This window comes from Klebsiella sp. BIGb0132 (assembly GCF_024810075.1).
Taxonomy (GTDB): domain Bacteria; phylum Pseudomonadota; class Gammaproteobacteria; order Enterobacterales; family Enterobacteriaceae; genus Klebsiella; species Klebsiella terrigena.
In genome coordinates this window covers 119,726-132,867 of sequence record NZ_JANUDW010000003.1, presented here as the reverse complement: position 1 = coordinate 132,867, position 13,142 = coordinate 119,726, and the positions used below count along the sequence as shown (strand labels likewise).

The following is a 13,142-nucleotide window of genomic DNA, read 5'->3' as shown; positions in this document are numbered from 1 at the left end:
ACTGTTCAGGTGCGGGCTTTTTTCTGTGTTTCCTGTACGCGTCAGCCCGCACCGTTACCTGTGGTAATAGTGGTGGTGATAATCGTTGTAATCATGCCGATGCGTTTCATGGATGTTGTGTACTCTGTAATTTTTATCTGTCTGTGTCCTGTGCCTATATTGGTTAAAGTATCTGCCGACTTAAGTCAATGAATTTCTGTTTTTCGCCGGTTTTGGCGCACCTGGGCAATGCGCCAAAATGCAGCGGTCATTCATCCCTGTTCACGCAGCCTCACGCCATCAATCAGCAGAAAAAACCATACATAAAACTTATGACAGAACTTTACTCCGGGAGGTTTTTTTCAATATCGTGCAGCAAACGATGGAGCATTGCCGTATCTCGCTGCTGCAAAAGTCCAATCCGCTGCTGTAGCCAATCGGTGAGTTTGACGTCTTCAGCGACGCCAAGCCGGGTCAACAATTCGAGGGTTCGCAAACGCAGCGCCTGCAGCTGGTTTTCATCGACGCTCGCGCAAACGGCCGGCGCCTGCTGAACCAGGGAGGTCAGCTGATAGCAGTAAACCATCACCGACTGGCCGAGATTGAGCGACGGATAGTCGGCGACCATCGGCACGCCGGTCAACACGTCGGCAAGGGCCAGCTCCTCGTTGGTCAGGCCGGAATCTTCCCGACCAAATACCAGCGCCGCGTGGTTCATCCACTGCGCCTTTTCCTCCATCAGCGGCAGGAGCTGCTGCGGGGTGGCGTAGTAGTGGAAGCGCGCCCGGCTGCGGGCCGTGGTGGCGACCGTAAAATCGACATCGTGCAGCGCCTGCTCCAGCGTTGAATAAGTGCTTATATTATCGAGAATATCTCCGGATCCATGGGCGACCCAGCGCGCGGCAGGCTGCAAATGGGCATCGCTTTCGACGATCCGCAGATCGCTAAAGCCCATCGTTTTCATCGCTCGCGCGGCCGCGCCAACGTTCTCTGCCCGAGCCGGGGATACTAATACAATAGATACGCGCATTGTGGTTCTCTTCTGCTCTCTCAGGGGGCGAAAATGAAAGTTACCCCTCATTTTACGCGGCGAAAATTTACAAATTTGCAACAAACGTCACTAAAATTGCGTTCGAACACCCATAAAAAAAACTAAACTATTTCCAACCAACCGCGACACGAGGTATGTTAACAGAACGCTTTTATCCATATGTTTGCCAATGATATTTCGCTCCGGATACCGTTTCAGGCGTTGGATTCAGCATATTTATCAGTTTCCCCACGCAACCATTTGAGCTGTGTAAGATTTGTAACTACAAATAGCATTTCAATACGATGATTTCACAAGACTGTTAACGTGCTACAATTGAACTTGATATATGTCAACGAAGCGTAGTTTTATTGGGTGTTCAGCCTCTCTTAGCCTGTTATATTGCTGTTAAAATGGTTAGGATGACAGCCGTTTTTGACACCGTCGGGTCCAGAGGGAAAGTACCCACGACCAAGCTAATGATGTTGTTGACGTTGATGGAAAGTGCATCAAGAACGCAATTACGTACTTTAGTCATGTTACGCCGGACATGTTAATTTGCGACATGTACCAGGCAGGTCAGGGACTTTGGTACTTCCTGTTTCGATTTAGTTGGCAATTTAGGTAGCAAACATGCAGACCCCGCACATTCTTATCGTTGAAGACGAGTTGGTAACACGCAACACGTTAAAAAGTATTTTCGAAGCAGAAGGTTATGATGTGTTCGAAGCGACCGATGGCGCGGAAATGCATCAGATCCTGTCTGAAAATGATATCAACCTGGTAATCATGGATATTAACCTGCCGGGTAAAAATGGTCTCCTGCTGGCGCGTGAACTGCGCGAACAGGCGGACGTCGCGCTGATGTTCCTTACCGGCCGCGATAATGAAGTTGATAAGATTTTGGGCCTCGAAATTGGCGCAGATGACTATATCACCAAGCCATTCAACCCCCGTGAACTGACTATTCGCGCGCGCAACCTGCTCTCCCGTACCATGAATCTGGGTACCGTAAGCGAAGAACGTCGCAGCGTAGAAAGCTACAAGTTCAACGGCTGGGAACTGGATATCAACAGCCGTTCTCTGGTCAGCCCGAACGGTGAGCAGTACAAGCTGCCGCGCAGTGAATTCCGCGCAATGCTGCACTTCTGCGAAAACCCGGGCAAAATCCAGTCACGCGCTGAACTGCTGAAGAAAATGACCGGCCGTGAGCTTAAGCCGCACGACCGTACCGTAGACGTGACCATCCGTCGCATTCGTAAGCATTTTGAATCTACTCCGGATACGCCGGAAATCATCGCTACCATTCACGGTGAAGGTTACCGCTTCTGTGGCGATCTGCAGGAATAATTAACGATTCCCGCAGCAACAACGTAAAACGGCGCTCAAGGCGCCGTTTTTTTATTTCCAGATCCTGAACGTATCGTCGCCCCCACCGTTGGGCTACTCCGCCTTTTTTGGCTTCTGAGACGATAGCGCATACCAGTCAACGTGGCGGGTTAGCAGCATCAGCGCGCTTAGCGCCAGCAGCAGCACGCCGGTGCCGAGCAGCAGCGCGCTATCTTCCGAACGCAGCAGAACCCACATAACGCTGTCCAGCAATAATAGCGCGCAGACGAAGAGCAGGCTGTTGCGCCATCCTTTCAGCACGGCGTGCAGATACACGGCGTTGATCAGCGCGCCGATGATACTGGCGGCAACCCATGATAGCGTAAAGCCAACGTGTTCCGAGAGCGCCAGCAATACCAGATAGAACATCACCAGCGACAGGCCAACCAGCAGATACTGTAGCGGATGCAGGCGGTACATCGTTAAACTTTCGAAGACAAAGAAAGCCATAAAGGTTAGCGCAATCAAAAGAATGGCATATTTAGTCGCCCGATCGGTCAGCTGATATTGATCGGCTGGCGTAGTGACGTTGACGTTGAAGGCCGGCAGCTCCCGCCACTCAACTTCCCGATCGTCAACGAAGAACTTCGCCATGTTGTTGGCAAACCAGCTGCTTTGCCAGCGGGCGCTATAGCCGGAGGCGCTGACCTCGCGGCTAACGGGAAGAAAATCGCCAAGAAAACCGGGGTGCGCCCAGTTGCTTGCCAGCTGCAGCTCGCTAGTGCGCCCAATGGGCACCACCGAGAAGCTTCCCGTTCCGTTCAGGTTGAGAGTGAACGCAAGGTCCAGCGTTTTCTGCTGCGCCGACAGCGGCGGTAGCGGCATATGAACCCCCTCTCCGCTGCCGCTGAGGCCCAGCCCAGGCTCCACGGGCAGCGTCTCACCGCCGAACTCCGGCGCGTTAATCGCGCCAATTCCGCGCGCATCGCTGACGCCGACCACCACAAAGGGCCTGCCCAGCGTAATATTGTCTTTTTTAAGTTCAGCCAGGCGGGAGGTATCAAACTGCGCCCTGATCCCGAGCGTATTGTGCCAGATTTGGCCCTCATAAATGCCTATCTGTCGGGATTCCACGTTCTGCTTGCCGCTTATCGCCAGTGATTCCGGTAGCCAGTAGTGCACCCAGGTCCGCTGATACTCGACCTCTTTTTTATCCTCAAGACGGGTCAACGTCTCGGTGACCGGGATCGCGATCAGCGGCCCGGTCAGCTTTTGCGCGCCGCTGGTGCTTTTCTCCAGCGCATCAACAACGTCGCTACGATAGTCCGCCCGCTCGACAATCAGCTGTCGGACCATCATCAGGGGGATAGATAACAACAGGATGCACCCCAGCAGGGTGCTCATTTTCCAGAATAGCGGTGATTTCAACATAGCGTTCTCCTCAGTGAAGCGCTCACCTTAGCCGGGCTATGTGGGGGGAGTTTGAAGCTATGTGAAGGGACGGTGAAGTATCAGCACCGCGCGTACGCCGCCCTGCGGGCGATTGCTGAGCCGAATATCGCCCTGATGCAGCCGCGCCACTTCGCGGACAAAAGCCAGCCCCAGGCCGCTGCTTTTATGGCCGTTTTCACGCGGCAGCGAATAGAAACGTTCGAAGATGCGTCCGAGCGCATAATCCGGGATGCCGCTGCCGCTATCGCTGATGGTCAGCGCCAGGCCCGCCTGCTGCTGCTCTGCGCTCATGACGATCTCCCCTTGCGCAGGGGTAAAATCGATGGCGTTATCCAGCAGATTGCCCAGGGCCTGCGCCAGCAGCTCGCCGTCGGCCTCCGCCGTCAGGCCGCTCTCCTGCCAGCGTAAGCGGATTTTCTTTACCGCCAGTACCGCCTCGCGCTCCTCGGCTAAGCGACGGAAAAGGCTATCAATTGCGAGCGGCTCAAGAGCGATCTCCAGCCGGTTCTCCAGCCTCGCCTGGCGTAACAGCTTCTCAACCAGCGACTGCATCCGCGCATTCTGCGTCAGGATATTGCCGGTAAAACGCGCGGCGACCTCCGGCGGAGGGCCTTCACGCAGGATCTCTGCGGCGCCTCGAATAGCGGCCAGCGGGCTTTTCAGCTCATGCGTCAGGGCGTGAACGTAGTTTTCAATGGTGTTCTTACCCTCCAGCTTGACGCGCATGCTTTCCAGCGCCAGCGCCAGCTTGCGCAGCTCGCTGCTGCCAACGTCCGGCAGCGGAAGCGGCCGGTCGGCGGTGACCGAATCAGCGTAGCGCACCAGCTTGCCGATCGAGAAGTTGATCCACCAGACCATCAGCGAGCCTATCAGCAGCGCGATCCCCAGCAGCGCCCCGCTGGCCCACAGCATTCGCCGTTCGCTGCGCTTAATCACCGGCGCCATCGCCTGGTTGGGTTTACTGACGCTCAGCACCCCAATAATACGGCCGCCATCGGTGACCGGTGCAGCGACGTACATCACCGAACTGCCCGCGTCGTTAGGGTCGGCCAGGGTGCTGCGCGCGCCGTACTGGCCGCGCAGGGTCAGCCACACGTCATTCCAGCGGGAATAGTCCTGCCCCACCGCTTCTCCCGCCGAATCGAATACCACCTTGCCCTTCTCATCGGTCAGGTAGACGCGATACTCGTTACGCGTTTTGCTGATGCCCGCGATATTCGCCTCGATCGGCCGCTGATGCAGCGTCTGAAACGCCCTGGCCAGGCGCCCCTGCTGCGGCTGAGCGGAAAGCAGATCTTCTCGCGCCAGCTCCGCCAGCAGCGTGGCGGTATCAATCAGCGTACCTTCCGTCGCCCGACGTACCCCGGGTTTGATTTCCTGGACGAAAATGAAAAGCACGAACCATGCTGCAATCGCGACAATCAGAAAGTAGCCCAGCAGCAGCCGCATGCCGATACGCATCAGGCGCCTCCCAGGCTATATCCCATGCCGCGATGCGTATTAACCGGTGAGAGGTGAGGATTGACCTCGCGCAGCTTCGCGCGCAGGGTTTTGATATGGGTATCAACAGTGCGGTCGAAGCTTTCATGCGCATCCCCCCACACCGCGTCCATCAGCTGCTGGCGGGAAAAGACCCGCCCCGGCGAGCGCAGGAGCGTTTTTAGCAGCAGAAATTCATAGCGCGTCAGGGTTAGCGGCTGGCCGCACCAGGTGACCCGTGCCGCGGCCTCGTTGAGCTGAAATTCGCCCACCTGCAGCACTACGCCAGAGGCCGCAAACTTTTGCACCCGCCGCAGAACGGTGCGCACCCGGGCGCACACTTCGCGCGGCGAGAAGGGCTTCGCGATGTAGTCATCGGCGCCTATTTCAAGGCCCAGCAGCTTATCCACCTCTTCGCTACGGGCGGTGAGAAACAGGACCGGGAGCGTCGGATAGCGGCCCAGCAGCTGACGGCACAGCTCAAAGCCGCTGATGTCGGGCAGGCCCACGTCCAGAATGGCCAGGTCCGGCATCCGCTGGCGGGCGGCATCAAGCGCGGGCAGCCCACGCGCAAAAACGCTCACCACAAAGCCTTCCTGCTGGAGCAGGTAGACAAGCGTGTCGGCAATACTCTGCTCATCCTCCACCAACCAGATCTGCGGCTGCTGCATCGTCGTTCCCTGTTATTTATTCCACGGCATGATCGGCACGGCGCTGATCGCATTCTTCGGCGATCCGTCAACGACCTTATCGGAATAGCTCATGTAGATCAGGGCGTTACGCTTGCTATCGTAAAAACGGACGACCTGCAGCTTTTTAAACACCAGCGAGGTGCGTTTCTGGAACACAACGTCTCCCTGCGACTTGCCGTTTTTGATCTTATCGGTCACTTCAATCGGCCCGACCTGCTGGCAGGAGATCGCCGCGTCAGAGGTATCTTCAGCCAGTCCCAGACCGCCCTTAATGCCGCCGGTTTTCGCCCGGCTGATATAGCAGGTCACGTTCTGCACGTCCGGATCGTCAAAGGCTTCAACGACGATCTTATGGTCCGGGCCGAAGAATTTGAAGACGGTATCCACCGAGCCAATCTGTTCCGCCTGAGCCGCCTGGCCGCCGGCCAGTAAAAGCAGTCCGATCATTAACTTCTTGTATTTCATATTGTTACCATTTTTTAGAATTTCCCCGAGCGATGATTATCTGCTCAATGGAAAAGGTTTATAGATCACAGCTTTACAAAAATAGCGGGGATATTCGCTGACAAATCGCATTTAAAAGCAAAAAAAACACTGAATGCTAAAACATCAAAAAATGCTATTATCCGCTACCTTAGTAGCAGGCACCTAAGTTTAAGGATGAGGACATTTTATGGATCAAGCAGGGATTATTCGCGATCTCCTTAGCTGGCTGGAAGGTCACCTGGATCAGCCGCTGTCGTTGGACAATGTGGCAGCGAAGGCGGGTTATTCCAAGTGGCATTTGCAAAGAATGTTCAAAGACGTGACCGGCCATGCCATAGGTGCCTATATCCGCGCGCGCCGTTTATCAAAATCAGCGGTGGCGCTGCGCCTGACCGCGCGTCCGATCCTCGACATTGCGCTACAGTACCGCTTCGACTCCCAGCAAACCTTTACCCGGGCGTTTAAAAAGCAGTTCTCCCTGACGCCTGCGCTCTACCGCCGCTCGCCTGACTGGAGCGCTTACGGTATGCGCCCTCCCCTGCGGCTGGGCGAATTCACCATGCCGCAGCATGAGTTTATCACCCTGAGCAATACGCCGCTGATTGGCGTGACCCAGAGCTATACCTGTAAGCTGGAGGAGATCTCTGACTTCCGTAACCAGATGCGCGTGCAGTTCTGGCGGGATTTCCTCGGCAATTCGCCGTCGATTCCGCCCACCCTTTACGGCCTGCATGAGCCGCGCCCAAGTCTTGAGAAAGATGACGAGCAGGAGGTCTTCTATACCACGGCCGTAACGCCGGAGATGGCCAACGGTCACCTGCACAATTCGCATCCGATCGCCCTCGAAGGCGGTGAGTACGTGATGTTCACCTATGAAGGACTGGGGACCGGGCTGCAGGAGTTTATCCTGACGGTGTACGGCACCTGTATGCCGATGCTGAACCTCACTCGCCGCAAGGGCCTGGATATCGAACGCTTCTTCCCTGAGGATGAAAGCCGGGATCAGGATACGCCGATTCAGCTACGCTGCGAGTACCTGATCCCGATCCGCCGCTAGCGCTGCAGTTCGTCCATCGCGGGGGCATCAAGATGCGAAATATCCCCCGCGGTCTCCACCACCCAGCCTGAAGCCAGCCACGGGCTTTGCTGATAGTCAACGCGCGAAATGGAACAGTTACGCAGGCGCAGCCGACGTTCAGCGTGCGCGGGCAGGCCAAGAATCGTGCTCACCAGACAGCCCAACGCCATGCCGTGACTCACCAGCAGCGGCCGACTCCCCTCAGGCAGCTCCAGACAGGAGGTCAGCGCCGCGTGCATACGCTGGCTGAGCTCCTGCATCGACTCGCCTTGCGGAATACGCCCGTCCGGGGTGCCGTTAACCAGCCGACGACGCCAGCCTTCCTCTTCCGCGCTCAGCGAATCGATATGGCGTTTCTCAAGAACCCCCATATCCAGCTCGCGCAGGCGTGAGTCGAGGACAATGCTGCAGCCGCAGGCTTCCGCGATAATTTCTGCCGTTCGCCGCGTACGGCCTAAATCGCTGGCAATAATATGCGTAATGTTCAGCGTTCTGGCGCGCTCGCCAACCTGCCAGGCCTGGCGCTCACCGTGGGCGGTTAGCGGACTGTCGGACTGGCCCTGAATACGTCGCTCGGCGTTCCACTGCGTTTCACCGTGGCGAACAAGGTGTACCTGTAACATGCTTTTTATCCGTTCTGTGCTCTTCACAATTTCGGCTGACGGGCCGGCGGCCTGCTGCGAAAACGATTTGGAGTATACTGCGATGACGTTAATTTATTCTGAGTTGTTTGATTATGCACCATGTTGTCTCAGCTACCACTAATCCCGCCAAAATTCAGGCAATTCTGCAGGCTTTTAACGAGATCTTCGGCGAAGGATCCTGCCACATTGAGTCCGTCTCCGTCGAGAGCGGCGTGCCGGAACAGCCGTTTGGCAACGACGAAACGCGCGCTGGCGCACGAAATCGGGTCGCAAACGCGCGGGCCGCGCGCCCGGATGCCGATTTCTGGGTCGCCATTGAAGCCGGGATCGACGACGGCAGTACGTTTAGCTGGGTCGTTATCGAAAATAGCCTGCAGCGCGGCGAAGCGCGCTCGGCCACGCTGCCGCTGCCGGCGGCGATCCTCGAACAGGTCCGCGCCGGCGAAGCCTTAGGGCCGGTGATGTCACAGCATACCGGCATCGATGAAATTGGCCGTAAAGAGGGAGCTATCGGCATTTTTACCGCCGGTAAGCTGACGCGCAGCAGCGTTTATCATCAGGCGGTAGTGCTGGCGCTTAGCCCGTTTCATAACGCTATTTATCGTTAACGTTCAGCAGCGCCTGTTCCAGCCACTGTCGCAGCTCGGGGGGCGCCGATTTCAGGCTATTTGAGCCGCGGGTAATGGTGGCAATCCCGGCGCCGAGCTCGCTTTTCAGCTCGCGCTGGCTCATCTCTCCGCGCAGCAGCTCTTCAATAATCCGCACGCGGGTGCCCAGCGCCTCGCGCTCATCGGGCGTCAGCATCAGCTGCAGCAGCGGCAGGTGCAGATCGTCGGCGTACGCCTGCTGAAGCAGGGCCACGAAACGAAGCCACTCCTGATGACGTTGTTCGGCCACCGCCGCTGAATAAGGGGATTGTTGGGTCATGTTGCGCCGCCATGTTAAGGCCGACGGCTCGAGCCGCCGAGCGTGTGTACTCATTAACGAGTACAAAGCATAGCATACTCCGGTCAATACTCTATGGATTTCGGGCGGCGTAGCAAAATGCTATACCGCCCGCAGGCCGTCGGCGTTAGTAACGCTGCTGCCACTCCGCATCGGTGAGCATGCCCGCTTTCTCACCCATGAAGTAGCGATAGTAGGCGTCATAGGAGAGCACGTTCTTCACGTAGCCGCGCGTTTCCGAGAACGGAATGCTCTCGATAAACGCCACCGCGTCGATCCGACCGGCGCTATTGCTCCGCCAGGTGCGCACCCGTCCAGGCCCGGCGTTGTAGGCGGCGGATGCGTAAATGCGGTTATTGCCGAACTGCTGATAAACGTACTGCAGATAGCTGGTGCCAATATTAATATTGGTCTCCGGATCCAGCAGCTGCGACGGGCCGCCGTAGCCGGCAATATTAAACATTCCAACCGTATGGGTGGCGGTACCCGGCATAATCTGCATCAGGCCGCTGGCGCCAACCGGCGAGCGGACCTTCGGGTTCCAGGCGCTCTCCTGACGGGCAATCGCCATGGCGTAGCTTTGCGAAATGTCTTTGCCGCTGATGTAGCGGGAGAAAAGATCGTTCCAGGCCAGCGGGAAACGCTCTTCCAGCTGATCCCACAGCTTCCCGGCGATGGTGGCCTGAACGCTCAGATCCCACCAGTGCTGGTTGAAGGCATAGCGCGCCAGCTGCGCCTGCTGATCTTTGGTTCGGCTGGTCACCAGGTTGGCCCACTCGCTGCGCGCGGTGTTGTCCATATTCCAGTACATCAGCTCGCGCACCCTGGCCATTTCCGGCCCCGAGGTCAGCGCCGAATCAAGGGTGGCGGGCGCCTTGTCGATGCGGAAGGTGAACGCTTCGCCCAGCCGCTGGGCGGCAATCATCGGGTAGAAACCGCGCTGCTGCATCAGCGAACGGAGGATGGCTTTCGCTTCATCATCACGCCCGCGCTCCAGCAGCAAATCGGCCTGCCAGTAGCGCCACTCGTCTTTCTCTTTGGCCTCCATCGGCAGCCGCGCCAGCCAGGTGTTCAGGCCGTGACGATCGCCGGTCCCCAGCGCCATGCGCACGCGGCGCTCCACCAGCGGCGTGGACTGCGAGCGCATAATGGCGTCATCGCGCCAGGCCGCCTGCTCGTCGGTCACGTCGGTGCCCATCAGGCGCCAGGCCACGATATCGCGCAGCGCCTGGGTTTGATCATCATTGAGCTGCTGCGCCTGGACCAGCGAAGGGATCATCAGCCGGGCGTTTTCAACGTCCTGACGCGCCACGCTCTCAAAGGCCACCGCCGCCATCTGGCGGGTGAAATCGGTGGCTCCGGTGGTGCGGGCAAAATTCATCACGGTATTCGGATCGTTAGCCAGCGCCACGATCGCCGAAGAGATGGTCAGATACTCAGGCGGCATCTGCTGCGCCAGCGATCGCACCAGGCTGGTGTTGCCCGCCTTCATCGCCAGGCGGATGCGTTCGAGCCAGGCCAGCGGGTCCTGCTGGCCGGAGGCGCGCCAGGCGCTAAACAGCGCGTCGCACGCGTTGGGCTGGCTTTTACCGGTAAGCCACAGCGTTTTTGCACCGTCCCAGGCCTCCTGCGCCTGGCCAACGCTCAGCTTCGCATAGTAATAGTTACACTGCGCCTCGGTGCTGGCGGGCTTATCGGGGCTAAACGCCAGCAGGCCTTGCCAGTCGCTGCGGCGGGCCAGCTCGTTGACGAAGCGGGATTTCAGGGAGCGCGCGGGCGGAAGCGTGGGGTTAGCCTCAATAAAATTCTTCACCACCAGCGCCGGCTGGTTCATCAGGTCATCGGTTATCTGCCGGTACTGGAGGTACGGGTACAACGGATAGGTCGACAGCGTGGGCATCAGCTCGTCGACGACCGACATCTGCCGGCTATCCCACGCCTGCTTAATTTGGGCATAGCGACTGCGCTGTTCATCCAGTGAATCCGCATGCGCCAGCTGGCTAAGCGTCAGCAGACTTACGCTGGCAGCCAGAAGATGCCATGCCGTAGTTTTGGCCTTTTCCACAAGCTATTCCCCTATTTAAGTCCATCAGAGCAGCATCGTGCCGCTTTTAAAATATTCCGGTATCGCTTTAGATATGCTAACCAGACAACGCCAAACGCGCCACGTCCTGAACATTTTTTTACTCTTCTGTGAATCCCATCGCCTCTCTGGGATTAAAGCGCGAAAAAGGCTACACTTCGCCTTTGAAAACTATTCACTACCCTACTCAAAATCATTCTCGCTAATGCAGCCTGAAGGATGAAGAGTATATAAAAGAGGCGAAGTCCAACGTGGCTCAATTCGTTTATACCATGCATCGTGTCGGCAAAGTGGTTCCGCCGAAACGTCATATTTTGAAAAATATCTCCCTGAGCTTCTTCCCTGGCGCGAAGATCGGCGTTCTCGGCCTGAACGGCGCCGGTAAGTCCACCCTGCTGCGCATTATGGCCGGTATCGATACCGATATCGAAGGCGAAGCCCGCCCGCAGCCGGGCCTTAAGATTGGCTACCTGCCACAGGAGCCGAAGCTCAACCCGGAGCAGACCGTTCGCGAGTCCGTGGAAGAGGCGGTTGCCGAAGTGGTTAACGCCCTGAAAGGCCTCGATGAGGTGTACGCTAAGTACGCCGAGCCGGACGCCGACTTCGACAAGCTCGCCGCACAGCAGGGCAAGTTCGAGGAGATAATCCAGGCGCACGACGGTCATAACCTGAACGTCCAGCTCGAGCGCGCGGCCGACGCCCTGCGCCTGCCGGACTGGGATGCCAAAATCGCCAACCTCTCCGGTGGTGAGCGCCGCCGCGTGGCGCTGTGCCGCCTGCTGCTTGAAAAACCGGACATGCTGCTGCTCGACGAACCAACCAACCACCTGGATGCCGAATCCGTGGCCTGGCTGGAACGCTTCCTGCACGACTTCGAGGGCACCGTTGTGGCCATTACCCACGACCGTTACTTCCTTGATAACGTCGCCGGCTGGATCCTCGAGCTCGACCGCGGTGAAGGCATTCCGTGGGAAGGCAACTACTCCTCCTGGCTGGAGCAGAAAGATCAGCGTCTGGCCCAGGAAGCCTCTCAGGAAGCGGCCCGCCGCAAGTCCATTGAGAAAGAGCTGGAGTGGGTCCGCCAGGGCGCCAAAGGCCGTCAGTCTAAGGGCAAAGCCCGTCTGGCGCGCTTCGAAGAGCTCAACAGCGTTGAATACCAGAAACGTAACGAAACCAACGAACTGTTTATTCCGCCTGGAGCACGTCTGGGGGATAAAGTCGTTGAGGTCACCAACCTGCGTAAATCCTACGGCGATCGCCTGCTGATTGACGACCTGAACTTCTCGGTACCGAAAGGAGCCATCGTCGGGATCATCGGGCCAAACGGCGCGGGTAAATCTACCCTGTTCCGCATGATGTCCGGCCAGGAACAGCCTGACGCCGGTTCTATTACCCTGGGTGATACCGTCAAGCTGGCCTCCGTCGATCAGTTCCGTGATGCGATGGATAACAGCAAAACCGTGTGGGAAGAGGTCTCCGGCGGGCTGGATATCATGAAGATCGGCAACACCGAGATGCCGAGCCGCGCCTACGTTGGCCGCTTTAACTTCAAGGGCGTCGATCAGGGCAAACGCGTCGGCGAGCTGTCCGGCGGCGAGCGCGGTCGTCTGCACCTCGCCAAGCTGCTGCAGGTTGGCGGTAACGTCCTGCTGCTCGATGAACCAACCAACGACCTGGATATCGAAACCCTGCGCGCGTTAGAAAACGCCCTGCTGGAGTTCCCGGGCTGTGCGATGGTTATCTCGCACGACCGCTGGTTCCTTGACCGCGTCGCGACCCACATTCTGGATTACCAGGATGAAGGCAAGGTGGAGTTCTTCGAAGGTAACTTTACCGAATACGAAGAGTACAAGAAGCGCACCCTCGGCGCCGATGCGCTGGAGCCGAAGCGCATCAAGTACAAACGTATTGCCAAGTAATAAGCACAGGTAATAAAAAACGGGTG

The 13,142-nt window shown here is 57.5% G+C and carries 14 protein-coding genes and 1 other annotated feature (1 of these 15 cut by a window edge); of the genes, 4 read left to right on the top strand and 10 right to left on the bottom strand.

The genetic code is table 11. The features are described 5' to 3' along the window. Positions 1 to 103, bottom strand: a sequence feature (Thr leader region); it reaches 15 nt to the left of the window's first position. From thrL to yjjY, 3 genes are all read right to left on the bottom strand, one after another. Continuing rightward, on the bottom strand, positions 42 to 110 hold the full coding sequence (gene thrL / locus M2416_RS12170) for a thr operon leader peptide (protein WP_071845000.1): 69 nt from the start codon (positions 108 to 110) through the stop codon (positions 42 to 44). Its footprint overlaps the feature before it by 62 nt. A gap of 212 nt (positions 111 to 322) precedes the next feature. Continuing rightward, positions 323 to 1,009, bottom strand: a complete 687-nt coding sequence (locus tag M2416_RS12165; RefSeq protein WP_076946437.1) for a tRNA/rRNA methyltransferase — start codon at positions 1,007 to 1,009, stop codon at positions 323 to 325. A 397-nt stretch (positions 1,010 to 1,406) separates the two neighbouring features. Then, the gene (gene yjjY / locus M2416_RS12160; protein WP_049268126.1) at positions 1,407 to 1,547 is read right to left on the bottom strand and encodes a YjjY family protein; all 141 of its coding nucleotides are present in this window, start codon (positions 1,545 to 1,547) and stop codon (positions 1,407 to 1,409) included. 95 nt (positions 1,548 to 1,642) lie between these two features. Between yjjY and arcA the strand changes: the two genes are divergently transcribed. Next, entirely contained in the window at positions 1,643 to 2,359 is a 717-nt protein-coding gene (gene arcA / locus M2416_RS12155) for a two-component system response regulator ArcA (RefSeq protein ID WP_002887843.1), read from the top strand. 93 nt (positions 2,360 to 2,452) lie between these two features. Here the strand turns inward: arcA and creD are convergent, their stop codons facing one another. From creD to creA, 4 genes are read right to left on the bottom strand one after another with little or no spacing between them, the layout of a single operon-like run. Beyond that, positions 2,453 to 3,769, bottom strand: coding sequence for a cell envelope integrity protein CreD (gene creD / locus M2416_RS12150; RefSeq protein ID WP_259224166.1), 1,317 nt, complete (start codon positions 3,767 to 3,769; stop codon positions 2,453 to 2,455). 57 nt (positions 3,770 to 3,826) lie between these two features. Next, complete coding sequence (creC, locus tag M2416_RS12145) at positions 3,827 to 5,251, bottom strand: two-component system sensor histidine kinase CreC (RefSeq protein WP_259224164.1); 1,425 nt, start codon at positions 5,249 to 5,251, stop codon at positions 3,827 to 3,829. After that, entirely contained in the window at positions 5,251 to 5,940 is a 690-nt protein-coding gene (gene creB, locus M2416_RS12140; protein WP_076946440.1) for a two-component system response regulator CreB, read from the bottom strand. The genes creC and creB overlap by 1 nt, the downstream gene beginning before the upstream one ends. A 12-nt stretch (positions 5,941 to 5,952) precedes the next feature. Then, positions 5,953 to 6,426, bottom strand: a complete 474-nt coding sequence (gene creA, locus M2416_RS12135) for a protein CreA (protein ID WP_041143962.1) — start codon at positions 6,424 to 6,426, stop codon at positions 5,953 to 5,955. Between the two features lie 208 nt (positions 6,427 to 6,634). Between creA and robA the strand changes: the two genes are divergently transcribed. Further along, positions 6,635 to 7,504: an MDR efflux pump AcrAB transcriptional activator RobA gene (robA, locus tag M2416_RS12130; RefSeq protein ID WP_128879109.1), complete on the top strand. Its 870-nt coding sequence runs from the start codon at positions 6,635 to 6,637 to the stop codon at positions 7,502 to 7,504. Here robA and gpmB read toward each other — a convergent pair. Next, the gene (gene gpmB / locus M2416_RS12125; RefSeq protein ID WP_128879110.1) at positions 7,501 to 8,148 is read right to left on the bottom strand and encodes a 2,3-diphosphoglycerate-dependent phosphoglycerate mutase GpmB; all 648 of its coding nucleotides are present in this window, start codon (positions 8,146 to 8,148) and stop codon (positions 7,501 to 7,503) included. The two genes, robA and gpmB, sit on opposite strands and share 4 nt — an antisense overlap. 113 nt (positions 8,149 to 8,261) lie before the next feature. On the opposite strand from gpmB, the gene yjjX reads away from it, so the two are divergent. Next, a complete protein-coding gene (yjjX, locus tag M2416_RS12120; protein ID WP_076946441.1) occupies positions 8,262 to 8,777 on the top strand; it encodes an inosine/xanthosine triphosphatase in 516 nt (171 codons plus the stop codon). On the opposite strand, the gene trpR is transcribed toward yjjX, so the two are convergent. Beyond that, on the bottom strand, positions 8,764 to 9,096 hold the full coding sequence (gene trpR, locus M2416_RS12115; protein WP_041143958.1) for a trp operon repressor: 333 nt from the start codon (positions 9,094 to 9,096) through the stop codon (positions 8,764 to 8,766). The two genes, yjjX and trpR, sit on opposite strands and share 14 nt — an antisense overlap. Before the next feature lie 145 nt (positions 9,097 to 9,241). Next, positions 9,242 to 11,179, bottom strand: a complete 1,938-nt coding sequence (gene sltY, locus M2416_RS12110) for a murein transglycosylase (protein WP_259224161.1) — start codon at positions 11,177 to 11,179, stop codon at positions 9,242 to 9,244. Positions 11,180 to 11,448: 269 nt separating this feature from the next. On the opposite strand from sltY, the gene ettA reads away from it, so the two are divergent. Further along, complete coding sequence (gene ettA, locus M2416_RS12105) at positions 11,449 to 13,116, top strand: energy-dependent translational throttle protein EttA (RefSeq protein WP_041143956.1); 1,668 nt, start codon at positions 11,449 to 11,451, stop codon at positions 13,114 to 13,116. Positions 13,117 to 13,142: the final 26 nt, after the last annotated feature.

Excerpts from the sequence above, each read along its gene's own strand:
- M2416_RS12165 (WP_076946437.1), bottom strand. The coding sequence starts at position 1,009 with ATGCGCGTATCTATTGTATTAGTATCCCCGGCTCGGGCAGAGAACGTT.
- yjjY (WP_049268126.1), bottom strand. The coding sequence starts at position 1,547 with ATGACTAAAGTACGTAATTGCGTTCTTGATGCACTTTCCATCAACGTC.
- arcA (WP_002887843.1), top strand. The coding sequence starts at position 1,643 with ATGCAGACCCCGCACATTCTTATCGTTGAAGACGAGTTGGTAACACGC.
- creD (WP_259224166.1), bottom strand. The coding sequence starts at position 3,769 with ATGTTGAAATCACCGCTATTCTGGAAAATGAGCACCCTGCTGGGGTGC.
- creC (WP_259224164.1), bottom strand. The coding sequence starts at position 5,251 with ATGCGTATCGGCATGCGGCTGCTGCTGGGCTACTTTCTGATTGTCGCG.
- creB (WP_076946440.1), bottom strand. The coding sequence starts at position 5,940 with ATGCAGCAGCCGCAGATCTGGTTGGTGGAGGATGAGCAGAGTATTGCC.
- creA (WP_041143962.1), bottom strand. The coding sequence starts at position 6,426 with ATGAAATACAAGAAGTTAATGATCGGACTGCTTTTACTGGCCGGCGGC.
- robA (WP_128879109.1), top strand. The coding sequence starts at position 6,635 with ATGGATCAAGCAGGGATTATTCGCGATCTCCTTAGCTGGCTGGAAGGT.
- gpmB (WP_128879110.1), bottom strand. The coding sequence starts at position 8,148 with ATGTTACAGGTACACCTTGTTCGCCACGGTGAAACGCAGTGGAACGCC.
- yjjX (WP_076946441.1), top strand. The coding sequence starts at position 8,262 with ATGCACCATGTTGTCTCAGCTACCACTAATCCCGCCAAAATTCAGGCA.
- trpR (WP_041143958.1), bottom strand. The coding sequence starts at position 9,096 with ATGACCCAACAATCCCCTTATTCAGCGGCGGTGGCCGAACAACGTCAT.